At 70.3% G+C, this 23,768-nt stretch carries 17 protein-coding genes; 6 read left to right on the forward strand and 11 right to left on the reverse strand.

What is annotated here, in order from left to right; genetic code table 11:
- Nucleotides 1-577 precede the first annotated feature (577 nt).
- Both ABZ664_RS03370 and ABZ664_RS03375 read left to right on the forward strand, forming a co-directional pair.
- Complete coding sequence (locus tag ABZ664_RS03370; protein WP_362502279.1) at nt 578-3,823, forward strand: M14 family zinc carboxypeptidase; 3,246 nt, start codon at nt 578-580, stop codon at nt 3,821-3,823.
- A 155-nt stretch (nt 3,824-3,978) separates the two neighbouring features.
- Nucleotides 3,979-5,037, forward strand: coding sequence for a DUF916 domain-containing protein (locus ABZ664_RS03375; RefSeq protein WP_362502283.1), 1,059 nt, complete (start codon nt 3,979-3,981; stop codon nt 5,035-5,037).
- Nucleotides 5,038-5,106: 69 nt separating this feature from the next.
- On the opposite strand, the gene ABZ664_RS03380 is transcribed toward ABZ664_RS03375, so the two are convergent.
- Both ABZ664_RS03380 and ahcY read right to left on the reverse strand, forming a co-directional pair.
- On the reverse strand, nt 5,107-6,357 hold the full coding sequence (locus tag ABZ664_RS03380) for an adenosylhomocysteinase (RefSeq protein WP_362502286.1): 1,251 nt from the start codon (nt 6,355-6,357) through the stop codon (nt 5,107-5,109).
- A gap of 86 nt (nt 6,358-6,443) precedes the next feature.
- Complete coding sequence (gene ahcY / locus ABZ664_RS03385) at nt 6,444-7,871, reverse strand: adenosylhomocysteinase (protein WP_362502289.1); 1,428 nt, start codon at nt 7,869-7,871, stop codon at nt 6,444-6,446.
- A gap of 219 nt (nt 7,872-8,090) precedes the next feature.
- On the opposite strand from ahcY, the gene ABZ664_RS03390 reads away from it, so the two are divergent.
- Complete coding sequence (locus ABZ664_RS03390) at nt 8,091-8,432, forward strand: MerR family transcriptional regulator (RefSeq protein WP_362502292.1); 342 nt, start codon at nt 8,091-8,093, stop codon at nt 8,430-8,432.
- 68 nt (nt 8,433-8,500) lie between these two features.
- Here ABZ664_RS03390 and ABZ664_RS03395 read toward each other — a convergent pair whose 3' ends face one another.
- Genes ABZ664_RS03395 through ABZ664_RS03415 form a run of 5 tightly spaced genes read right to left on the reverse strand, consistent with a single transcriptional unit; the run spans nt 8,501 to nt 12,532 of the window.
- The gene (locus tag ABZ664_RS03395; RefSeq protein WP_362502295.1) at nt 8,501-9,430 is read right to left on the reverse strand and encodes a cation diffusion facilitator family transporter; all 930 of its coding nucleotides are present in this window, start codon (nt 9,428-9,430) and stop codon (nt 8,501-8,503) included.
- A gap of 49 nt (nt 9,431-9,479) precedes the next feature.
- Complete coding sequence (locus ABZ664_RS03400) at nt 9,480-10,586, reverse strand: SIS domain-containing protein (protein ID WP_362502298.1); 1,107 nt, start codon at nt 10,584-10,586, stop codon at nt 9,480-9,482.
- Nucleotides 10,583-10,756: a Trm112 family protein gene (locus ABZ664_RS03405; protein ID WP_350946478.1), complete on the reverse strand. Its 174-nt coding sequence runs from the start codon at nt 10,754-10,756 to the stop codon at nt 10,583-10,585. Before ABZ664_RS03405 ends, ABZ664_RS03400 begins: the two co-directional genes overlap by 4 nt.
- A 4-nt stretch (nt 10,757-10,760) precedes the next feature.
- The gene (locus tag ABZ664_RS03410; RefSeq protein ID WP_362502302.1) at nt 10,761-12,116 is read right to left on the reverse strand and encodes a phosphomannomutase/phosphoglucomutase; all 1,356 of its coding nucleotides are present in this window, start codon (nt 12,114-12,116) and stop codon (nt 10,761-10,763) included.
- A 47-nt stretch (nt 12,117-12,163) separates the two neighbouring features.
- Nucleotides 12,164-12,532 (reverse strand): DUF3499 domain-containing protein, encoded by a 369-nt coding sequence (locus ABZ664_RS03415; RefSeq protein WP_350946476.1) that lies wholly within the window; start codon nt 12,530-12,532, stop codon nt 12,164-12,166.
- 413 nt (nt 12,533-12,945) lie between these two features.
- Between ABZ664_RS03415 and ABZ664_RS03420 the strand changes: the two genes are divergently transcribed.
- Nucleotides 12,946-13,401 carry a metallopeptidase family protein gene (locus tag ABZ664_RS03420; RefSeq protein WP_350946475.1) on the forward strand — a complete coding sequence of 152 codons (456 nt, stop codon included), beginning with the start codon at nt 12,946-12,948 and terminating at the stop codon, nt 13,399-13,401.
- Between the two features lie 126 nt (nt 13,402-13,527).
- Here the strand turns inward: ABZ664_RS03420 and ABZ664_RS03425 are convergent, their stop codons facing one another.
- The 4 genes from ABZ664_RS03425 to ABZ664_RS03440 all read right to left on the reverse strand — a co-directional run bounded on the left by ABZ664_RS03425 (nt 13,528) and on the right by ABZ664_RS03440 (nt 21,109).
- Entirely contained in the window at nt 13,528-14,943 is a 1,416-nt protein-coding gene (locus tag ABZ664_RS03425; RefSeq protein WP_362502306.1) for a DUF5719 family protein, read from the reverse strand.
- Nucleotides 14,940-17,822 carry a glycosyltransferase family 2 protein gene (locus ABZ664_RS03430; protein ID WP_362502309.1) on the reverse strand — a complete coding sequence of 961 codons (2,883 nt, stop codon included), beginning with the start codon at nt 17,820-17,822 and terminating at the stop codon, nt 14,940-14,942. The genes ABZ664_RS03425 and ABZ664_RS03430 overlap by 4 nt, the downstream gene beginning before the upstream one ends.
- A 314-nt stretch (nt 17,823-18,136) precedes the next feature.
- Nucleotides 18,137-18,397, reverse strand: coding sequence for a WhiB family transcriptional regulator (locus ABZ664_RS03435; RefSeq protein WP_037969494.1), 261 nt, complete (start codon nt 18,395-18,397; stop codon nt 18,137-18,139).
- 228 nt (nt 18,398-18,625) lie between these two features.
- On the reverse strand, nt 18,626-21,109 hold the full coding sequence (locus ABZ664_RS03440) for a hypothetical protein (RefSeq protein WP_362502313.1): 2,484 nt from the start codon (nt 21,107-21,109) through the stop codon (nt 18,626-18,628).
- 251 nt (nt 21,110-21,360) lie between these two features.
- On the opposite strand from ABZ664_RS03440, the gene cofD reads away from it, so the two are divergent.
- The gene (cofD, locus tag ABZ664_RS03445; RefSeq protein WP_362502316.1) at nt 21,361-22,395 is read left to right on the forward strand and encodes a 2-phospho-L-lactate transferase; all 1,035 of its coding nucleotides are present in this window, start codon (nt 21,361-21,363) and stop codon (nt 22,393-22,395) included.
- Nucleotides 22,395-23,714, forward strand: a complete 1,320-nt coding sequence (locus ABZ664_RS03450; protein WP_362502319.1) for a coenzyme F420-0:L-glutamate ligase — start codon at nt 22,395-22,397, stop codon at nt 23,712-23,714. The genes cofD and ABZ664_RS03450 overlap by 1 nt, the downstream gene beginning before the upstream one ends.
- Nucleotides 23,715-23,768 lie beyond the last annotated feature (54 nt).

Raw genomic sequence — 23,768 nt, forward strand, 5'->3', positions numbered from 1 at the left:
AGGTCAACGCCGACCTCGCCCTGCGCACCCCCGTCGACGTCACCGCCGGCGAGTACAACTCCACCCTCACGCTCTCACTGTTCAACCAGTCCTGAGCCAACGGGTAGCACGTTTCCGCCCGCTGTGGCGAGACCACGTCCATTGTCGTGACAAGTCGTGACGAGTCATGAGAGGGGAATCCGGCACCTGCTCCCACACCCGCCGGCACACCATCACATGACGACCGACGACGACCGACGCGATACCTGCCGGCCTTCCTTCCGGCACGTACGACACCGCTGGACGGGCGTGCCGCAACTCGGCGCCGGTGGAACTCCCGGGTTCCACCGGCGCCACCGCCTTCCCTGACACCTGACCGTTCGATCCCCCTGTTCACGGGGGTTCGTACGGCACCACGGGCAGGGCCTTAGGGCGCTATATACCGAAAAATCCTTAGAAACCATACCGTTATCTAAAAGTCCAAAATCGGGCTATATGACCGCTTGACGGAAAACGGAACGTTGCAAAAGACTGCCTTCGACTTGCGTGCGTCCCGCCAGGCCGACCCCCTACCTGGCAGCACGCAGATGGAGGATCAGTGAGAGGCGCTGCCTACAGCAGACGAGTTCGACGTTCCATCGTCCTGCTCGCATTACCCATAGCGATCACTGTCGGCTCGCTCCCGGTGCTCGCCGATCCGGGCCCGCCGGTGAGCGACGTCGCCCCTGACCGGCTGCCCGCCACCGAGCAGAACGGCGTCGCCCTGATCAGGATCGTCGTGCCCGACCAGTCCGACGTGGACCGGCTGACCGACATGGGGGTGGACCTGGCCGAATACAAGAAGCCCCTGGACGACGGCATCGAGGTGCACGCCGTCCTCAGCCCCGAGGAGGCCGACAGCCTCAGGGACCAGGGCTTCGATCTTCGTGGCGCCATCTCCGACGAGAGCGACTTCGCCGCCAACAAGGTCGAGCGGTCCAAGGCTCTCGCCAAGAGCGCCGCGGCCGAGGCCGCGGAGGACACTCTCACGGTCCTGCGCGCGGAGTGGTTCACCAGTGTGGACAAGCAGCGCTTCCTGTCGGTCGAGGTGAAGTCGAGCGCGACCGACGCGCAGACCGTCCTCACCACCACCTGGGACAGCGGCAAGAACACCGCCCCCGACTCGGGCGGCACCGCGACGATGTCCCGCTTCACCGACGCCGGCCAGTACATGTACCACCGGTTCACCTCGCCGCTCGCGATCGACCAGGAGCCGTCCAAGGTCACGGTCACCAGCAACCGCGGCGGTTCGGTGACGGCGAAGGTGACCAAGTGGCTGGGTGCCGCACGCAAGGCACCGAAGCCGCACTACGTCTCCGACTTCGTCGACCGCTACATGGACCCGACCGAGATCACCGATCGGATCGTCGGTCTCGCCGGTGAGTTCCCGAAGATCTCGGAGATCGTCGATCTGCCGTACAAGACGAACGGCTACCGCCGCCTCGCCCAGGCGCAGTTCGGCACGGGCTCGGCCTCCATCGTCTACCTGAGCTCCAAGAGCTACGGCCACGAGGGCGGCAACGACATCACCGCGGCGCTCGTCAACCCGAACACCGCGGACTCCCCGCTCTCGGTCGCGGTCAGCGGCAAGGACATCGTGGTCAACCTGGCCACGAACGCCTCCGGAGCGATCACCAGCACCGCCAAGCAGGTGGTGGACGCCGTCAACGCCGCCCCTGCGGCGTCCGCTCTGGTGACGGCGAGCACCTACCGCGGCAACGCGGGCGCGGGCGTGGTGACCGCCGCGGCGGCCGTACGGCTCACCGACTTCCTCAAGGCGCCGGCGAGCGTGTCACGCGACCCCTTCCAGATGAAGGTCCTTCGCATCGGCAAGAAGCGGGACCGTTCCAAGACCGGCGTGTTCCTCTACTGCCAGGAGCACGCTCGTGAGTGGGTCACCCCGATCACCTGTCTGGAGGCCGCCGAGCGGCTGCTGCGCAACTACGCGCAGGACAGGGAGACCAAGAAGCTCGTGGACGACCTCGACATCTTCGTGCTGCCGACCACCAACCCCGACGGTTCGCACTACTCGATGTACGACTACAACATGCAGCGCAGGAACATGACCAACCACTGCGCCGTCAACGCGTCCGACCCCGCGAACCGCAACGCCTGGGGGGTCGACCTGAACCGCAACTTCTCGGTCGGCGCCTTCTCCGACGGGTACAACGGCGCCTCGGCGACCTGCACCAGCGACACCTACGCCGGCCCCTCCAAGCTCTCGGAGCCGGAGGCCCGCAACGAGGTGTGGCTCACCAACGAGTACCCGAACATCAAGTTCGCGATGAACACGCACTCCTACGGCGGCTACTTCATGTGGCCTCCCGGCGCCTACAAGACCGCCGGACGCGAGGTGCTGCCGCGGGTCGACTTCGGTACCGAGAACTACTTCTGGTCCGCTTCCGACCACATCCTGTCCGCGGTGCAGACCCACCGTGGCACGGCGATCTGGCCGGGCCGCACCGGTCCCGTCACCGACGTCCTCTACTCGGCGGCCGGCAACAGCGCCGACGAGCACTGGTACAACCGGGGCATCATCGGCTGGGACTTCGAGGTCGGAGCCGACATCTACGACCCGGCCACCAAGCGGTTCACCGCGGTCGGTTTCCAGCCGCCCTTCAGCGAGGGTCACCAGGAGGCGATGGAGTTCGCCAACGGTCAGATCGCCATCCTGGAGGTCGCCCGCGCCTTCGCCGACGACCAGAAGCGCCCCACCTCCAGCCTGAAGATCACCGATCGAACCGAAGGCTCCACCACGTTCACCTTCGAGGTGAACGAGCCCGCCAACGTGTACTACACGCTGGACGGCACGCGGCCGACGTTCGACTCGCCCAAGCTGCGGGCGGCGGGCATGCGTGAGGCGGCCCAGAAGATCACGGTCGACAAGACCACCGAGGTGTCCTGGTTCTCCGTCGACATCGCCGGCAACGTCGAGAGGAACTACAAGCCGGAAGGCAACGGCGCGAACTACGGCAAGCAGACCGTGAAGGTCACCAACAAGGCGCCGGTGACGACCGCGACGGTCACCCCGGCCCAGCCGGCCGGAGGCTGGTTCACCGGCCCGGTGTCGGTGACGCTGTCCGCGACCCCCGGGAAGGACGGGAAGAAGGTCGACCGTACCGAGTACCAGCTCGACGGCGGCGCCTGGACCACGTACACCGCGCCGATCACCATCACCGGCGACGGCTCGCACACGCTGGCCTACCGCTCCGTCGACAAGGAGGGCAACGTCGAGGCGACCATGACGCTCACCGTCAAGGTGGACGCGACGGCGCCCACGACGACCTCGACGGTCGGTTCGCAGGACAACGGCGGCGTGCCGGTCACCCTCTCCGCGACGGACGAGACGTCCGGTGTGGAGAAGATCGAGCACTCCCTGGACGGCGGCGCCTGGACGACGTACACCGGGACGGTCATCGTCTCGGGGCAGGGGCGGCACGAGGTGCGGTACCGCGCCGTCGACAAGGCCGGGAACGTCGAGGAGATCAAGGCCGTCGAGGTGCCGGTCGCCCCGACCCTCCCGCTCACCGTGACGGCGGAGTCTCGTTGCGTGGGCACGACGGCGCACCTGGCGGTCACGGCCGTCAACAACGGCACCGTACCCGCCACCATCACCCTGTCGACCCCCTACGGCTCCAAGACCGTCGCCGACGTCGCCCCGGGCAAGCAGGCCTACCAGTCCTTCAACACCCGGACCGGGCAACTCGCCGCCGGCACCGTGACCGTCACGGGAGCCGCGACCGTCAACGGCCAGCCGGCCACCTCCACCTACGACACCACCTACAACACGCTCAGCTGCGGCTGAGCCGATCCCGACGCCGACCAGTGAACGCCATCTTGTTCAACCGGTCCTGAGCCAATGGCGGGGCAGAACGCCACCCCCCGCTGTGCGTGTCCGGGACGTGTGCGAACCTAACGCACACGTCCCGGATGTTCACCATGAAACAGGAGATACCACCGTTGTTCACGAGCAGTTCGCGGAGGGCACTCGCCCTCTTCTCCGCCCTCTGCGCTGTCGGCGCGACCACTCTGACAGGATTCGCCCTCCCGGCCGCCGCCGCCGGCCCGGGGGACATCACCTGGTCGGTCGCGCCGGCCGACGCCAAGGGCCCCGACGGCCGCAGCGCCATCGACGTCGAGCTCGCCGGCGGGCAGGAGGTGACCGAGCACATCGCGGTCATCAATCGCTCCACCAAGGAGGTCGCCTTCGCGATCGACGCCAACGACGGCTACCTGACCGCCAAGGGGTTGTTCGACATGCGGCCCTCGGACGCCACGCCGACCGACGGCGGGGCATGGATCAAGATTCCCGAGCGGGTGACGATTCCCGCCGGTGGCACCGCCGTCGTGCCGGTCAAGATCTCGGTGCCGAAGAACGCGACACCGGGTGATCACCCCGCGGGGGTCACGGCGTCCGTGGACACGATCTCCGGCCAGGTCAGGGTCCAGAACCGGGTGGGCGTTCGGATGAACCTCCGCGTGAGCGGCGACTACGTGGCCAAGGTCGCCGTGACCGGTCTGCGGGCCGAGTACAGCGGCTCGTGGAACCCCTTCTCCTCGGGGTCCATCGACATGACCTACACCGTCACCAACGAAGGCAATGTCCGGGTGGCCGCGGACACGAATGTCCGGACCTCCGGATTCGTGGGCGAAAGCGGATGGAAGGACACCTCCGACGCCAAGACCAGGGAGGTCATGCCGGGCGGCAGCCGCGAGTTCACCGTACAGGTGACCGGCGTCTGGCCGCTGGGACCGATCACCTCACAGGTCGTGGCGACCCCCACCGTCGTGGGTGAGTCGATCCAGGGCGTCGCCGCCCAGCAGACCACGGTCGACACCTCACTCTGGGCGTTGCCGTGGCCGCAAATCGTCTTCCTCGTCCTCCTCGTTCTCGCCTTCCTCGTCGTCCGGACGCTGCTTTCCCGGCGCCGCAAGCGCCGCGAGCAGCAGGCCGCGATCCTGCGCGAGGCGAGCGAACTGATCGCCCAGTACGGCAACAAGCCGGAGAAGTCATCATGAGGAGGACCTTTCTCCCCGGGCCGAGGCCGCGTGCGCGGCGTATCCCCTCTGTGACCGACGGAGAGGATGTCAGGAACCGAGCCGCCACGAGTGGAGGTATTCCTCCTGGTCAACGGTGAGATCGTCCATCTCGATCCCGGCCGCGGCCAGCTTGAGCCGCGCCACCTCCACGTCGACCTCTCCCGGCACGTCGTAGACCCCCGGCTCCAGCCGCGCCCGCTCGCGGACCAGCCACGCCACCGAGAGCACCTGCGCGGAGAAGGACATGTCCATGACGGCGGCGGGATGCCCCTCGGCGGCGGTGAGGTTCACCAGGCGGCCCTCGGCGAGCAGCAGGAGCCTGCGGCCGTCGGCGAGCACGTACTCGTCGGTGTTGGGGCGGACCCCCCGGTGGACGGCGTGCGCCAGGTCGTCCAGGGCACGGACGTCGATCTCGACGTCGAAGTGCCCGGCGTTGGCCAGGATCGCCCCGTCCTTCATCTCCGCCAGGTGCTCACCCCTGATCACGTCGCGGTTGCCGGTGACCGTGACGAACACGTCCCCCGCGCGGGCCGCGGCCGCCATCGACCGTACGTCGTAGCCCTGCAGTAAGGCGTCCAGTGCCTTGACCGGGTCGATCTCGGTCACCACGACCCGCGCCCCCAAACCCCTCGCCCGCTCGGCGACGCCCCTGCCGCAGTAACCGAACCCGGCGACCACCACGGTCTTGCCCGCGAGCAGGGTGTTCGTGGCGCGCATGATCCCGTCGATGGTCGACTGACCGGTGCCGTAGCGGTTGTCGAACATCCGCTTGGTCCGCGTGTCGTTGACCGCCACCACGGGAAACCTGAGCGCCTTCTCCGCGGCCATCCGCCGGAGCCTGATGATCCCGGTGGTGGTCTCCTCACACCCCCCGGAGACCGTCTCCAGCAGTTCGGTCCGCTCGGTGTGCAGGATGTTGACGAGGTCACAGCCGTCGTCCAGGACGATGTCCGGCACGATGTCGAGCGCCTGGTGGATGTGGCGGTAGTAGGCGTCCATGGTCACCCCGGCCCGCGCGTGCACGACGACGCCGTAGTCACGGAGCGCCTCGGCGACGTCGTCCTGGGTGGACAGGGGGTTCGACGCGGCCAGGGCGATCTCGGCCCCGCCCGCCTTGAGGGTGCCCATGAGCACGGCGGTCTCGGCGGTGACGTGCAGGCACGCGGCGATCCGCAGCCCGTCGAAGGGCCGCTCCGCGGCGAACCGCTCGCCGAGGGCGGTGAGCACGGGCATCGCCCGCGCCGCCCACCCGATCCTCAACTCCCCCGCGGCCACCAGGGCGCGCTCAGCGCTGTCCACGTGTCTCCCCAGATCTACCCGAACCCCGGAATCGCCGGAAGGCCCCCGCGAAGTCGCGGGGGCCCGGTGAAACCCGACCGCGGGTATCAGTAACGGTAGTGGTCGGACTTGTAGGGGCCATCGACGTCCACGCCGATGTATTCGGCCTGGGCCTTGGTGAGCGCGGTGAGCTTCACGCCCAGGGCGTCGAGGTGGAGGCGGGCGACCTTCTCGTCCAGGTGCTTGGGCAGCACGTAGACGCCGACCGGGTAGTCGTCGGTCTTGGTGAACAGCTCGATCTGCGCGATCACCTGGTTGGTGAAGGAGTTGGACATGACGAACGAGGGGTGGCCGGTGGCGCAGCCCAGGTTCATCAGACGGCCCTCGGCGAGCACGATGATCTGCTTGCCGTCGGGGAAGCGCCAGGTGTGGACCTGCGGCTTGACCTCGGTCTTCTCGATGCCGGGGATCCGGGCCAGGCCGGTCATGTCGATCTCGTTGTCGAAGTGACCGATGTTGGACACGATCGCGTTGTGCTTCATCCGGGACATGTGGTCGGCCGTGATGATGTCGAAGTTACCGGTCGTCGTGACGAAGATGTCGGCGATGCCGACGACCTCCTCCAGGGTGGTGACCTGGAAGCCGTCCATCGCGGCCTGCAGTGCGCAGATCGGGTCGATCTCGGTGATGATGACGCGGGCGCCCTGGCCCTTGAGCGCGTCGGCGCAGCCCTTGCCGACGTCGCCGTATCCGGCGACGACCGCCACCTTGCCGCCGATCAGCACGTCGGTGGCGCGGTTGAGGCCGTCGATCACCGAGTGGCGGCAGCCGTACTTGTTGTCGAACTTGGACTTGGTCACCGAGTCGTTGACGTTGATCGCCGGGAAGAGCAGCGTGCCGTTCCTGAACATCTCGTACAGGCGGTGCACCCCGGTGGTGGTCTCCTCGGTGACGCCCTTGATGCGCGAGGCGACCTTGGTCCAGCGCTTCTCGTCGGTGACCGTGCGGCGGAGCAGGTCGAGGATGACGCTCCACTCCTCGGAGTCGTTCTCGTCGGCGCTGGGAACGGCACCGGCCTTCTCGTACTCGGCCCCCCTGTGGACGAGCAGGGTGGCGTCGCCGCCGTCGTCGAGGATCATGTTGGGACCGTCGTCACCGGGCCACGTCAGAGCCTGCTCGGTGCACCACCAGTACTCCTCCAGGGTCTCGCCCTTCCAGGCGAAGACCGGGACGCCCTGCGGGTTCTCCAGGGTGCCCTCGGGGCCGACGACCACGGCGGCGGCGGCGTGGTCCTGGGTGGAGAAGATGTTGCAGCTCACCCAGCGGACCTCGGCGCCGAGCGCGACCAGGGTCTCGATGAGCACGGCGGTCTGGATGGTCATGTGCAGCGAGCCCATGATCTTCGCACCGGCCAGCGGCTGGGCCGCGGCGTATTCCTTGCGGATGGCCATCAGGCCCGGCATCTCGTGCTCGGCGAGCTGGATCTCCCTGCGGCCGAAGGCCGCGAGAGAAAGGTCGGCGACCTTGAAGTCCATGTGGTTACCCCTCTGGTTGATGGGCGGCGTTCGCCTCACACCCTCGCCCGTCGCGCTCGTCTCGCGATCGTGCTTCGCTCTGGGGCCGGGCTCGCCGTTCCATCGGAACAGTCGATGTCTGGGAGTTTAGGCGGCCAGAAGGGCTCCGCGCACCCTCTGAGCGGGTAACCTGACACAAGAATGTAAGCTTTTCCGGGAAATCGCTGGAAAGAGGTCACCATGCGGATCACCGAGGCCGCCAGAAAGCTGGGCATGTCTCCCCGGATGCTCCGCTACCGCGAGGCACTCGGACTCCTCCCCCCGATCAGGGACCGGGGCGCGCACCGGCGGTTCGGCCCGGAAGAGCTCTCGGCCGTCGCCCAGAGCGTCGAACTGGAGAAACGGTTCGACATCTCCCCCGCCGAGCTCGCCTTCGCGCTGCGCACACTGAGCGAACCCGCGGTCGCGCAGGCCGTACGGGACCTGGGGCTGCGGATCGGCCGCCTGCAGGCACCTCGCAGGGCACTGGACTTCGAGAAGGAGAAGGCGTTGCGCCTGCTCCAGCGCCGCACCCAGCGGTGACACCGCGAATCCCGGATGACCCCCACCGGGTCCGGAGCCTGTCGCGGCCCCGGACCGTCCGGTGAGACTCAGACGCGGTCGCCGACGCCGGCCCTGTCGAGATCGGGCTCCAGATAGATGACGCGCGCCTCGGGAACGGCAGCGCGGATGCGCTGCTCGGCCTCGTCGATGCCGCGGGCCACCTCGGCGGCCGTGTCGTCGTGGTCCACCGCGATCTTGGCGGCGACCAGGATCTCCTCGGGGCCCAGGTGGAGCGTGCGCATGTGGATGACCCGGGTCACCTCGGGCGCGCTCTCCAGGGCGTCCGCGATGCGGGTCTCGACCTCGGGCCCCGCGCTCTCGCCGATCAGCAGCGACTTGGTCTCGATCGCCAGGATCACCGCGATCACCGCGAGCAGGGCGCCGATCATGATGGTGCCGATGCCGTCCCAGACGGGGTTGCCGGTCACCACGGCCATCGTCACGCCGAAGAGCGCGAAGATCAGGCCGAGCAGCGCGCCCAGGTCCTCCAGCACGATGACCGGCAGCTCGGGCGACTTGGAGCGGCGGATGAACTGCACCCACGACTGCTTCCCGCGGACGTGGTTGGACTCGATGATCGCCGTCCTGAACGAGAACCCCTCAGCGATGATCGCGAAGATCAGCACGCCGAAGGCCCACTGGGGCGACGTGAGCGGCTCGGGAGCGTGGATCTTGTGCCAGCCCTCGTAGAGGGAGAACACCGCGCCGATGGTGAACAGCACCACCGCCACCACGAACGCGTAGAAGTAACGCTCCCTGCCGTATCCGAAGGGATGCTGGGGCGTGCGCGCCCGCTGCGCGCGCTTACCGCCCAGGAGCAGCAGCGCCTGATTGCCCGAGTCGGCCACCGAGTGAACCGACTCGGCGATCATCGATGACGAACCCGTGAAGAGAAACGCCACGAATTTGGCCACGGCGATCGCCAGGTTGGCCGCCAATGCCGCGATGATTGCCTTAGTACCGCCGCCCGCGCTCACGGCAGCCTCCGCTCAGCTGGTTGTTCGGGAAAGAACAAGACAAGGGATCCTATTGCGAAACCCTGGCCTTGAGTCCTGTGATGGCCGACACAGTTGCCGGGTCGATCCCGTACCCGAGCGCGAGGTACGTACTCGCGAAATCGCCGAGCGCGATCAATGTCGCGAGCCGCTCCAGCGGATGCCTCCCCTCCGCGGCGATCTGCGTGACCGGGACGCCGCGATCCTCCGCCAGCCGCACCGACGCCTCCCGCTGCCGTACGACCCGGGGGTGCTCCTCCACGTCGCGGAGCACGAACAGCCGGAGCGACCTGCCGCTCTCGTCGGCGAAGATGTCCCGCTGGGCGAGCGGGCCGTCGAGGACGGCCACCTGGTCGTGACCGGCCCCGGGCAACTCGCCGCACATCGCCGGGTATTTACCGTTCGTATTGAGCGCACCGGCCCACCGGCGGGCCGCGACGGCGGCCAGCGGGGAGGATCCCCAGATCATCGGCACAGTCTCGGCGAACTCCATCGCGAGCGACTTGCCCGGATTGATGAATGACTCGCTCGCCGGGCGACAGCGGTGGGCGAGGTCCTCAAGGCGTGTGGCCACCTCCTCGAACACCTCCTCCCCGGCTTCGACCAGGCCGAGCCGGGCGGCGGCGACGATCAGCGGGACCGACGCCGCCCACACCGCGGCGCGCGCCTGCCCGCCGCCCGCGACGGGAACGAACGGCGCTCCCGCCTGCCTGGCGATCGCGTGGAGCGGCGAGTCGGGCGCGCCGACGGCGAGCAGGCGACAGCCTCTGCGTACGGCCTCGGCGGCGACCGCGAGTGTCTCCTCGGTCCTGCCGGAACGCGACACCGCGATCACCAGGTCGGTCGCGCCGATCCAGCCGGGCAGCCGGTAGGACCTGACGGTCACGATCGGCAGCGGGGCGCCTTGACCGCACACCACGTCGAGGATGTCACCGGCGATGCCCGAACCGCCCATACCGGCGACCACGACCGCCCGGGGCCTGCCGTCCTCGGCGAGCGAGGACAGGCCCGACTCCAGGGCGGCCCTGCGGGAGGTGCGGACCTGCGCGGCCGAGTCGGCCACCGCCCGTAACATGCCAGCCGGGTCGCCCTCGATCAGCCATTTCTGGTCGTCGAGCCGATCGGGCTCCCAGCTCACGACTTCCGGGCCTCGTCGACAAGCAGGACCGGGATGTCGTCCCGTACCGGATAGACCAGGCCGCACGAGGCGGAGGTGCAGGACAGCTCGTCCACCTTGGGATCGGCCCTCAGGGGGGACTTGCAGTTGGGGCAGGCAAGGATCTCCAGCAGCCAGTCGTCGATCTTCACTCGTTCAGCTCCTCACGACAGCAAGGACCTCGTCCCTGATCGCTGCCATCTGAATCTCGTCGGCCGCCTCGGCGTTCAGCCTGAGCAGCGGCTCTGTGTTGGAAGGACGGAGGTTGAACCACCATCCGGGGCCGGAGACGGTCAGGCCGTCCAGCTCGTCGAAGGTGACGCCTTCACGGGCGGCGAAGATCTCGCGGACCCGCGTCGTCGCCGCACCCTGGTCGGCGACCGTGCTGTTGATCTCCTCGGAGGCCGCGTAGCGAGTGTACGCGGTGAGGATGTCCGAGAGCGGCTTCTCCTGCTCGCCCAGCGCGGCCAGCACGTGCAGCGCGGCCAGCATGCCGGAGTCGGCGAACCAGAAGTCCCTGAAGTAGTAGTGGGCGGAGTGCTCGCCGCCGAAGACCGCGCCGGTCGCGGCCATCTCGGCCTTGATGAACGAGTGACCCACGCGGGTGCGGACCGGACGGCCGCCGTGCTCGGCGACGATCTCCGGAACGCCCCTGGAGGTGATCAGGTTGTGGATGATCGGGGCCCCGGGGTGCCTGCCCAGCTCGCGGACCGCGACCAGCGCGGTGATCGTGGACGGGGAGACGGACTCGCCGCGCTCGTCGACGACCCAGCAGCGGTCGGCGTCCCCGTCGAAGGCGAGCCCGATGTCGGCGCCCACGTCGAGCACGGCCTTCTGCAGGTCGCGCAGGTTGTCGGGCTCGATGGGGTTCGCCTCGTGGTTGGGGAAGGTGCCGTCGAGCTCGAAGTAGAGGGACGTCAGCTCGACGGGCAACCCCTCGAACACCGTCGGGACCGTGTGCCCGCCCATCCCGTTGCCCGCGTCGACCACGACCCGCAGCGGCCGGATGCCCGACAGGTCGACCAGGGTGCGCAGGTGGTCGGCGTAGCCGCGCAGCAGATCGCGCTCGGAGATTTTCCCGCCCCCCTCGCCGCCGAGGGTGCCCGAGGCAAGGATCGCGGCGGCCCGCTCGCGGATCTCGACGAGCCCGGTGGCGCCACCGATCGGCACGGCGCCCGCCCTGCACATCTTCATGCCGTTGTAGCGGGCCGGGTTGTGGCTCGCGGTGAACATCACCCCGGGCAGGCCGAGGCTGCCACTCGCGTAGTAGAGCAGGTCCGTGGAGCCCAGGCCCGCGTTGATCACGTCGGCCCCCCGCGAGGTCGCCCCCCGGGTGAAGGCCGCGGCCAGGGGCACCGACGACTCGCGCATGTCGTACGCCACCACGGCGGTCTTCGCCCCGGTCACCTCCACGAAGGCCGCGCCGACCGCCTCTGCGGTCTCCTCGTCGAGCTCGTCCGGCACGACGCCACGGACGTCGTACGCCTTGAAGATCTTGGCGAGGTCGCCCACTCCAGCTCCACCCCTTGCGTCGTGTCTCGTGCCCCAGCCTAGTAGGGTCAGCGGTCGCGCTGGGGCTGGGCGGAGCGAAGCACTCGCAGGTGACCTCGGCGGCCGACCTCGACCCCCTGGCCGACCGGCTCGGTGCCGCCACTCGGCGTGGGCCTGGCCGCCTCGCGGACCGCGTTCGCGAGGGCCTCCAGGTCGTCCGTGCTCGGCGGCGCGCCATCGGTCGGCAGGCGCACCACCTCCCAACCTCGGGGGGCGGTGAGCCGCTCGGCGTGCTCGGCACACAGGTCGTAACAGTGCGGCTCGGCGTACGTCGCCAAGGGCCCGAGAACAGCGGTCGAATCGGCGTAGACGTACGTGAGCGTGAAAACGGCAGGCTGACTGCACGCGGTGCGGGAACAGCGGCGGACGGGGCTCACGGTGGGACCGTATCCGGTAAGCGTCCGGGGCGCCACTATCTGAGCGCTCTTAACGAGCGTGTCGCCACAATTCGGACACGTGTCCCGGGTTCCACCTGCCTGTACGGCTTACAACCGTTCGCTGATTCCCGGTGTTTCTCCGGGAGGATCAACGAGCCGCTGCGAGCGGCGTTCCCCGACGGGGGTTCTCGTTTCACCGCCGTGCGCCTGGCGCGAACGACAGGATCTCCCGCACGCGGCCCTCCTTCCGCCCGTGCCCCTCCCCCTACCGCTCTGCCACATCACTCCTGTCGTCCGCGCACCTCTCCTCGGCATCCCCCTTCACCCACGTCCCCGCCGTCACACCTTCCGTCCGCCCGCACTCCGGTCACGGCACCTCCCGCCCTTGTCCGGGTCACGTCTAAGCTGGGGCCGTGAGCCCGGCACCCGGCAGACCCCGCCCTCCCCGCAGGCGCGACAGGCATGGTCGCGGCCTGCGCGGCCCGCTGGCGCCCTCGCACGTGCCGATCGCCAAGGCCCGCAGCGAGCGGTTCGACGATCTCGTCCTGGACGCCGTCGACCGTCTCAAGCCCCGGTGGGCCAAGCAGTTGTCCGCCGTGGAGTTCGCGGTCGAGGAGGTCCCGCCGATCAGCGAGCTGGGCGACGGTCCCGGACTGTTGAACGGCGACCCCATCCCCTTCGGGCGCTCGGAGCCCGCCGCGGGGAGCCGCCCGGCCGTTGTGATCATCTACCGTCGCCCTCTGGAGAGCAGGGCGCGCGACCGCGACCACCTGGGCGCGATGGTGCACGAGACGGTGGTCGAGCAGGTCGCGGGCCTGTTCGGGCTCTCCCCCGAGTCGGTCGATCCCGGCTTCGACGACCACGACTGACCCGCCGCGCCGCAGAGGGCCGTCCCCGCCGCGTCCCGAGGCGGCCACGACCGACCCGGCACGACACGGGAGATCACGACGGTCCCGTGGCCTTCCGACGCAGAACCCCGTTCGGGGCAGGACCATTCAGGGCAGGACGGTCGCGGCGGACTCGGCGATCGGCGGGATCAGCGCCCACATGCGGGCGGGAGCGAGCGGCTGCACGGTCAGCGCGGGCCCGCCCTTGAGCCGTTCCTCCAGGACACGCCCCCCGTAGACCGGCCCCGAACCGGGCAGCGGTTGCACGACCACCGCGAAGGGCCCGTCCACCTTGGTGAGCGCGACCTGCTTGGTCCGCTCGGCGGGGATCTCCACCTGGAACGGCTCGCGCGGATCGTCCTCGCGCGAGATCACCTGCACGCTCACCAGGCCGGCCGTGTCCGGCGCGGTCAGCAGCAGCCGGGAGCTCACCTTGCCGCCCGTACGGTTGTCGGCGACGACGCTGCCCAGGTCGATGGGGGCCGCCCCCGCCGTGAAGGCCACGTCGGTCTTCGAACCGGTGCCGGTGGCGACGAGCCCGGCGACGATCGGGGTGTCCGAGGTGAGCACCAGCGCGGACGGCTGGCCGCCGATCCCGCCGGACAGGTCGAGGCTCGTCACGGAACCCGCGGGCACCTCGACGAGTTCGCGGCCCTGGAGCGCGTACGTCCCTTCGGGGGTGAGTGCCTTGACCTCCACCAGGGTGTCGAACTCCTCGGCGGAGGCGACGATCAGCTCGCGTTTCCCCCCGCCGCCGGGAATGCCCGGCACGACGACGCGGGTGGCGGGGGGCGCGGAGGCGGGCAGCCAGTCCACGCCCCGCCCGTCGTTCATGATCGCCCGTGCCGCGGCGGTGACCCGCCCCGCGCTGGTACGGACCTGGATCGCCACGACGAGCGCCGAGGGGGCGATGTCCACGACCTTGATCGAGCGGCTCTGGCCCGGCTTGAGGGTGAACACGCCGCCCGAGTCGTCGAACACCGGCCCCTCGCCCGTGTAGACCATGATCTCCGCGATGGCCGGGGCGAGATCGGCGTTGGTCAGGTACAGCGTGACGTCCGCCGCCGCCGGCCCCGGCCCGACCAGCCAGGTGCTCGCCGTCGGCTCCGTGCAGCGTGTCCCCGCCAGTCCTCGCTGCTCGCCCGACTTCTCCCTGCGGGTCTGCGACATCTCCAGACCGGCCGCCATGCTCCCGGTGGCCGCGACGACGAGGGGCGGCGACGAGGCCGGCACCTCGTTGTGCCAGAGACGTCCGGGGACATCGACGGTGGCGAGGCTCTTGTCGCCCGTGACGAGCGTCGCGGAGCCCGGCTCCCGGCTGCCCGGCGGGACGACCACCCCGACGGAGGTGTCTCCGGGCGCCGGGCAGACGGCCGTCACCGAGGCGACGGGCACCTTCTCGAACCCCGGGGCGGGGACGACGACGGCCTGCGGCTGGGTGGCGTAGGCCACCCCGTACAGGGCGAGGAGGGCCACCAGGACCAGCACCAGCAGGCTGAACCGGTTCTCGATCAGGGATTTCACCGGGCGGCCAGCTCTCTGCGAGATTCGGGCAGGTTCTGGGGGAGCGCGGGCTCGTCGGACTCGGTACGCGCCCCGGGTGCGGCCAGGACCGAGACGACCAGCACCAGCACGGCCTGGGCCCAGAGCCAGCGGCCGTGCCAGGGGTCTCCCGGCGGGGGCACGGGAAGGGCGATCGGCTGGGTGAGCCGCCACACGCCGACCGAACGGGACAGGCTCATCCTCGCCAGCGAGGGCTGCGAGTCGAGCGCGTGGCTGATCTCCGGATCGACGGGCGCGGTCACCACGACGAACCGCACGCCGTGGGCCGCGAGGACCCGGGCGTCGTCACCGCCCCTGCCGGACACCAGCCCTGCCGCGGCGAGGCGGACCAGCTCCCTGGGACCGTCGGGGACGGGGATGTCGGCCTCGCCGACCACCGGGGTGCGCCCGCGCAGCACGGTGAAGAGCAGACCGCCCGGTGAGGAGCGCAGCAGCAGGGTTCGCTCGCCGCCCGAGGAGTTGTTCACGGCGAGGGCCGGCATGACGTCGCGCACGGTCCCCCGGAGCGGGCCGTCCACGCCCTTCACGATCCACATGCCCGCCGCGAGCAGCGGCGTGGAGAACGCGACCAGCACGACACCGAGCGCGGCGAGCCTGCGTACTCCCCCCGCGGCCCGGAACTCCACGATCCTGTCGGCGGTGAGCGCGGCCACCACGAGCATGCCGGTGGCGGCGAAGGCGAGCGGCACCCCCGGCCACGCGGGGGCCTCGACGTCGCCGTTGATCGAGGTGACGGTGGTCCTGCTGACCAGGATCGCCACCAGCACCCCGAAGAGCGCGACGCCCCAGCCGACCGCGATCACCATCCGGTTGCGGCGCATCAGCAGCGCGAGCAGGCAGGCGGCGAGGAGTCCGCCGGTCACCCAGAGCGGCGGCATGCCGGGACCGCCGGGGCTGAGCAACAACAGCGACCCGGCGGGCAGCGCGGGGTCGACCAGCTCCGGCTGGTGCAGCCCGGCCTCCAGCAGCAGCTGCCCGGGGTCGGCGACCACCTGGACGAGCCAGGGGAACAACAGGGCCACGGGAACGGCGAACGCCACGAGCATCGAGACCGCGACGCCCCTGCGCGGGAAGGCGAGCGCCGCCAGCGCGCCGAGGATCGCGGCCAGCGGGTAGACCAGCGGGGCGAAGGCCGTGCCGACGGCGAGGAGGAGTCCCAGGCCCCAGGCGGCGCGGCGGGCGCGACGGCGCTCCGCGGTGAGGACGGCGGTGGCGAGCGCCGCGTAGACGGGCAGCAGCACGAAGACCACCGCGGTGCCGAGCCGTCCCGCGGCGACCGCGCCGGTGGCGACCGGCAGGAGGGCGTACGAGGAGGCGAGCCAGACCCTGGTCCAGCGGCCGGGGATCATCGACCGGGTGGCCGCGTACGCGGAGATCCCCGCCAGCGGCACGCAGCCGAGCAGCAGCAGCGACACCGCGAGCCACGTCTTGCCGAGCAGCACCGTGGAGAGCACGGCCAGCACCGCCACATACGGCGGGGCCCACGCGTCGGTGCCCAGCCCCACCTGGTGGTAGCTCGCGCGGTAGAGGTCCCACAGGTCGGAGGCCCCGCCGATCACCGGGACGAGCGCGCCGCCGCCCAGCCTGGCCCCGCCGGTCACCGCGCGCTCGGCGACCAGCGTCACCAGGACGAGCGCCAGGAAGAGCAGGACGCCGGGGTTTCCGAAGACGCGCTGCATCACCCCGGCGTCGGTGAGCAGTTCCTCGCCGTCCTCCTGCGCGTGCGGCGAGGCCGCCATGGCGTGGTGGCGTCCCGCGGACTCCACGAACCCGCCCCCGGCCAGGTAGCTCTGTGCCCTGTCGACGAGCCGGCGGTAACCGGCGCCCGGCGGGGTGAGGAGCCGGCCCACCGCCGCGTACCCCTGCCTGCGGCCCCTCGCCCGCACCCGCCTTGCCTTGATCATCCGGATGGGGTGGCCGAACACCGAGCCGAACGCGAGAAACTCGTCCAGCGCGTTGGCGGGCTGCTTGGCCACGAGGAACAACACCGTACGGAAGATCGACCCGAAGGCGTTGCGCACCAGTGCCCACAGCAGCGGGCGCAGGGGCAGGTTCGCCATGACGACGAAGAGTGCGTTGCGGCGATCCAGGCGGCGGGGGTGGTCCCCGCTCGCGGTGATGCGGCGCCGCCGCCGGGTGGCCGCCTCCGCGTGCCAGGCGATCGCCCCCGTGACGTTCCGCACGCGGTGTCCGGCGTTCCTGACGCGCCAGCACAGGTCGAGATCGTCGCGGAACAGCGGCAGGGCGGGATCGAGCCCGCCGACCTCCTCCCAGACGTCCCTGCGGACCAGCATGCCCGCGGTGGAGACCGAGAGCACGTCCCTGGTCCCGTCGTACTGCCCCTGGTCGAACTCGCGGGCCTCCAGCCCGGTGTCCCTGCGGCCGGTACGGTCGACGGTGACGCCGACCTCGAGCAGGAGCCGCCGGTCGAGCCAGTCGCGGAGCTTGGGCCCGAGCACCGCCGCCTTGGGGTCCTCGTCGGCGGCCTCCAGCAGGAGCCGCAGGGCGTGGACGTCCGGGGCGCAGTCGTCGTGCAGCAGCCAGATCCACTCCTGTCCGCCACCGGGGCCGAGCCGGTCGAGGACCTCGGCGACGGCCTCGCCGAAACCGGTCGAGCGCGGCAGGGTCAGCACCGCCCTGGAGCCGAGGGCCGCGGTGAGCAGCGCGGCGCTGCCGTCCCTGCTGCCGTTGTCGACCCCGACGACCCGGTCCACCGGGCGGGTCTGTTTGAGCAGGGCTTCCAGGGTCTCCCCCAGCCAGCGGGAACCGTCGTGGGAGACGACGATCGCGGTGACGGTGTGGTGGGGGCGCTGGGGGTGCGGGGGGTCGGTGATGGACATATGTCCCGTGTTCAGGAGTGGTGATGATCGGCGCGCTAACGATACGGCACCCTCTGTCGGACTATGTCTTACACCTGGTCGCGGGCATGAAAAAAGGGTCACGTGACCGACGGTCACGTGACCCCGTGGACATATTCGTCAAACGCCTCCGAGAGGCGTCATGCACTTCTGCCAGACCGATCAAGCCTCTTCGCCGCCGGTTCGGCGTCTCGGTCTCGATCGGCGTTCATGGTGTTCGTCGTGTTCATAGTGTTCGTCGGTGCCCGGACGTCCCGGAGCGCTCAAGCCTTCCAGCCACCCGGTCTCCGGACGGCTCAGACCGCCTCACGCTTGATGCGGCGGCGTTCACGCTCCGACAACCCACCCCAGATTCCAAACCGCTCGTCGTGTTCAAGTGCGTACTCAAGACACTCGGCACGCACCTCGCAGGAGCGGCAAACCTTCTTGGCCTCGCGGGTGGACCCTCCCTTCTCCGGGAAGAACGCCTCCGGGTCGGTCTGCGCGCACAAGGCGCGCTCCTGCCAGCCAAGCTGCTCTTCAGCGATGCTCTCCTGTGCGATGACCAGGTCGGCCACTGCACACCTCCCTGCCGCAAGCCCGCAAAATTGGAGCCCCCCTATGAACGCCTCCCCCTTACCCACCCAGAGGAAGGCGTAACAACACGTGTGTAATTACACGCGTGTGCTCGGTGTGGCGTCAAGCGGCATGCTGGTATCCGGGGAAAGACCTGCTCTCCCCGGTTGTGGGTCGTGTGCCTGCCACGACGGCAATTGCACCAGGTGATCGCTTCGACCGCCAGGGGCTCAGTGCTCTCGGCGGTCGGAACCGTACCAGGACATGTTCTGATCCTGACCGGGGCCCACCCTCTCTCTATCCGGGGTTTCCTCATCCGTGACCTGACCTGGGCGTTGTTCGGGCTTGTAGATCGCCGTGGGGTCTATCGGCTGCGAATCCCACGTCCTGGCCGCGGGCGAGGGACCGCTCAGCGGGTCTCCCTGGTAGGCGCTCGGGTCGAACCGGACCGTCGTCTCCGACTGGGGGTCCCACTGGTGGGACTGGTACGGCGCCTGGGAGTCCTGCGGAGCCTGAGGGGGCTGCGAGGGCTGCGGGGACTGCGGGGCCTCAGGGGTCTGCGGGTGCCCGAACGGGCCCTCATAACCCGGGGAACCGTACTCGGGAACGCGCAGCTGCGGCTCGGTGCCGCCCTGCTGGGCCTGCTGCTGGTAGCTCTCCGCCTGCTGGTAGGCCTGGGCCATCTGCTGGGACCTGAGGTCCACCGGGTCGGGCGCCGGGTAGGCCTGGCTCTGCTCACCCTGGCGGCCGAACTCGGCGCCGGAGTAGCCGGTGAACGGCTGGCCGTAGTTCTCCGGGGGCTGCGGGAAAGGCTGCGGCGGGCCGTCGAACGGCGGGTGCTGCCGGCTGTCCGCCGACCGGCCCTGGTGCCCCTCGGCCTGCTGCTCGGGCTGGTGCCCGTAGCCGGGCGACTGCGGCTCCGGCTGCGGGAAGGACTGCGACTCCCGGTGCCCGCCGAAGCCCGGGGCCTCGGACCGCTGGTAGCCCTGCGAGTCGGCGTGCGGGTATCCCTGCGGATCGGGCTGCGAGTAGCTCGGCTGCTCCGGTTGCGGGTAGCCCGGCTGTCGCGACTCCTGACCGTACGCGGGAGAAACCGGCGAGACCGGAGAAGTCGGGGGCTCGTCCTGGCGGCCGAAGAGCGGGTCGGACTGTCCGGAAGAAGCGGTCTGTCCGTAGTCGGACCGCGACCGGTCCGACTGGTGACCGTACGCGGACGAGTCGGCCTGCCTGCCGAAGTCCTGCGACCCCTGACCGTACGACGAGGACGACGAGGACGGCGAAGACTCGGAGTACTGGGAGTAGCTCGGCAGCCGGGGGCTGGAGTGCCGCCCGGATCCCGACGGCTGCGACTCCTGACCGTACGCGGGGGAAACCGGCGAGGCCGGGGACTCGGGGAACGCCGGGGACGCCAAAGACGCCGAAGACGCCGGGGACGCCGGGGACGCCGAAGACTCAGCCTGCCTGCCGAAGTCCTGCGACTCCTGACCGTACGACGAGGAGTCGGGGAACTGCGGATAGCTCGGCAGACGGGGTTCCGTCTGGGCGTGCGGCTCCACCGGGGCGGCGTAGATCGGCGGGTCGTAGGCCGTGGTCGGGGGGTCGTACGGCTTGGCCGGGGTCGAGGGCTGGACGTCCGCCGCGACGTACGGGTTCGGGGTGTAGCTCTCCGCAGGGGAGGCGGGCTGCGGGTGGTTCTGCTCCTGCTGCGCGTATCCCTGCCCCTGCGGCTCCCGCTGCTGGGACGGCTGAGCGTAGGAGCCGGGCTGGGCGGCGTAGGGCTGGTTCTCGACGGGCGGCGAGTAGGGGGCCTGGGAATATCCCTCACCGGCCTGCGGCGCGGGCTGCGCGTGGGGGGCCTCCTGCCGGCCGTATCCCTCCTGGGTTCCGGCGGAACTGTGCGCGGGCGCCGGCGGGAGCGCGGGGCGGTCGTACGGGGGCTGCGGGGCCGGGACGGGCGGGGCCTCCTGCGGGTACCCCTGGCCACCCTGCGGCCCCTGGCCCTGCGGATAGCCCTGACCGCCTTGCGGCTCCTGCCCCTGCGGGTAGCCCTGGACGCCCTGCGGGGGCATCTGCCCCTGGGGACCGTGGGGAGGGGGGCCGCCCTGGGCCTGGGGGTACGCGCCCTGCGGAACGCCCTGTCCCGGAACGCCCTGAGGGCTCTGGGGGCCCTGGAAGGGAGGCTGCTGCCCGGGGACGGGCGGCCGGCCGTAGGCGTACCGCTGCTCCTGCGGATCCGGGGAGTGGCCGAAGCCGCCACCGGCGCGGAAGGGGTCGTCGCGCTGGCCCGGCGGGATCGCCTTCGGCAGCACGTACAGCAGCGCGACCACGGTCAACGCGAGGGCGGGCAGGTTGACGAGGAAGAACTCGACCTTCCCCAGGAAGCCCTCCACGCCCCCGAACAGCCCACCGAACAGGCCGATCAGGCCGAACAGCGCGGAGAGCCCGAGCGTGCCGACCACGACGAGGGCCATCACCTTCAGCCGCTCGATCACCGGGCCGAAGTTGGTCGCCAGCAGCACGGCCCCCACGAGCAACGCGGACGCGACCGGCGAGGTGAACTGCCCCGTGAAGACCGACGAGCGCTCGGCGAAGGAGGACGACGGCCCACCCCCGAAAAGCAGGCGTTCGATGCCGACGAGAACGCTCGCGGACCCGAAGGCGACCATGAGCCACGCCGCCGGTCCCCGGAGCCGGCCTGCCTCGACATTGATCACAACTACCCCCAGAGGGTCTTTAGGTAAACCCGGGCCAGTTTTGCACATGGCTGACTTTGCTGCCGGTGGTCCCGGGAAGCCCACCAACCCCACAAGCCCTTTGTTGACACCCTATAAGCCCATATTTCGGGCGGCCTACCAGGCGATCCGGCAGGGCGGGCGCCCCTCATAACGATCATGAAAAGAGTAGTGTGAATCGCCCGCCGGCACCCCGACAACGGGTCAGGTGACCTAGTGGAACACTGGACGGCATGCGCATCGTCTCCCTCGCCGGCGGAATCGGCGGCGCCCGTTTCCTGCGGGGCCTCCTCACCGCGGCCCCCGATTCCGAGATCACCGTCATCGGCAACACCGGTGACGACATCAACCTCTACGGCCTGCGAGTCTGCCCCGACCTCGACACCGTGATGTACACGCTGGGCGGCGGCATCGACGAGGAGCAGGGCTGGGGACGGCGGTTCGAGTCGCACGTCGTCAAGGAGGAACTGGCCGCCTACGGCGTCGAACCGCAGTGGTTCGGCCTCGGCGACCGTGACTTCGCCACCCACATCGTGCGCACCCAGATGCTCGACGCCGGATACCCCCTGTCCGCGGTCACCGAGGCGTTGTGCGCGCGCTGGCAGCCGGGCGTACGCCTGATCCCGATGAGCGACGACAGGACCGAGACCCACGTCGTCATCTCCGACGAGCGGGGCCGTCGCGCCATCCACTTCCAGGAGTGGTGGGTGCGGCTGCGCGCCTCGGTCCCCGCCGAGCAGATCATCCTGGTCGGCGCGGACGATGCCTCCCCCGCCCCCGGAGTGCTGGAGTCCATCGCCGCCGCGGACGCGGTCATCCTCCCGCCGTCCAACCCGGTCGTCAGCATCGGCACGATCCTGCAGATCAAGGGCGTCCGCGAGGCCCTTGGGGGCAAGACCGTCGTCGGCGTCTCGCCCATCGTCGGCGGCGCCCCCGTCCGGGGCATGGCCGACGCCTGCCTGACCGCGATCGGCGTGGAGACCACCGCGCAGGCGGTCCTCGAACTGTACGGATCATCGCTGGTGGACGGCTGGCTGGTCGCGGAGGAGGACGCCGGGGTGGCCCTCGACGGCGTCGACGTCGAGGCCCGCCCGCTGATCATGCACGACATCGAGTCCGTCGCGGCCATCGCCCGTGCCGCCCTGGACATGGCCGTACGGCTCGCGGGCCGACGCGCCGACCCCCCGGCGCCGTACGCGGGTTCTCCCGCCGCGAACGGATCCGGCGTACCCACGAGAACCCGCGAGACCCCTGAGGAAGGTGTGTGATGAGCCGGTTCAGGCGCGGGCAGGAGAAGTCCTCGGACGTCAAGGTGGAGGTCTTCGCGGTCCCCGGTATGCCCGAGGTGCGCGAGGGCGACGACGTCGGTGAACTGATCGCCACGGCCCTGCCCGACCTGCGCAACGGCGACATCCTCGTGGTCACCTCGAAGATCTCCAGCAAGGCCGAGGGCCGGGTGCTGCACGACGTGACCCGCGCCGAGGCCGTCGAGGCGGAGACGAGGCGGGTGGTCGCCCGCAGGGGTGAGACCGTGATCGCCGAGACGGCGCACGGGTTCGTGATGGCCGCCGCCGGGGTCGACGCCTCCAACACCCGTCCCGGCACGGTCGTCCTGCTGCCCGCCGACCCGGACGCCTCCGCCTCGGCCGTCAGGGCGCGCGTCAGGGAGCTGCTCGGCGTGTCGGTCGGCGTGGTCATCTCCGACACCTTCGGCCGCCCGTGGCGCAACGGCCAGACCGACCTCGCCGTCGGCCTCGCGGGGGTGACGCCCGCGCTCGACTACCGGGGCATGTCCGACGACCACGGCAACCCGCTCGAGGTCACCCTGACCGCCGTCGCCGACGAGTTCGCGGCGGCCGGGGACCTGGTCAAGGGGAAGGTCTCGCAGACCCCGGTGGCGGTGATCAGAGGTCTGGCGGAGTACACCACGGAGGAGGACGGTCCGGGAGTCGGTGAGCTGCTCCGCCCGTCCGCCGAGGACATGTTCCGGTACGGTTCGCGCGACGTGGTCTTCGCCCGCAGGACCGTCCGCGAGTTCTCCGCCGACCCCGTGGACGGCGCCAAGGTCCGCAGGGCGGTCGAGGCCGCGATCGCCGCGCCCGCCCCGCACCACACGACCCCGTGGCGGTTCGTCCTGCTGGAGTCGGCGGAGACCCGCGAGAAGCTGCTCGACGCGATGCGGGAGGCCTGGATCGCCGACCTGCGCGGTGACGGATTCTCCGAGGAGTCGATCGCCAAGCGGGTGAGGCGGGGCGACGTGTTGCGCGCGGCCCCCTATTTGGCGGTGCCCTGCCTGGTGATGGACGGCTCGCACACCTACGGCGACGACCGGCGTGATGTGGCCGAGCGGGAGATGTTCGTGGTCGCGACCGGCGCGGGGGTGCAGAACTTCCTGGTCCAGCTCGCGGTGGAGGGCCTGGGCTCCGCCTGGGTGTCGTCCACCATGTTCTGCCGCGACGTGGTCAGGCAGGTCCTCGACCTGCCCCTGGACTGGGACCCGATGGGCGCCGTCGCCATCGGCCACCCTGCCGCCCCGCCGAGGGACCGCCCCCCCAGGCTCGCGTCCGACTTCGTCGTCGTCCGCTGACGGGAGCCACCGGGTCGGCTGTTCGGGCGGACCCGGCGACCGCGACCGCCGCCG

The organism is Streptosporangium sp. NPDC006930 (assembly GCF_040635605.1).
In the GTDB taxonomy this organism is placed as follows: domain Bacteria; phylum Actinomycetota; class Actinomycetes; order Streptosporangiales; family Streptosporangiaceae; genus Streptosporangium.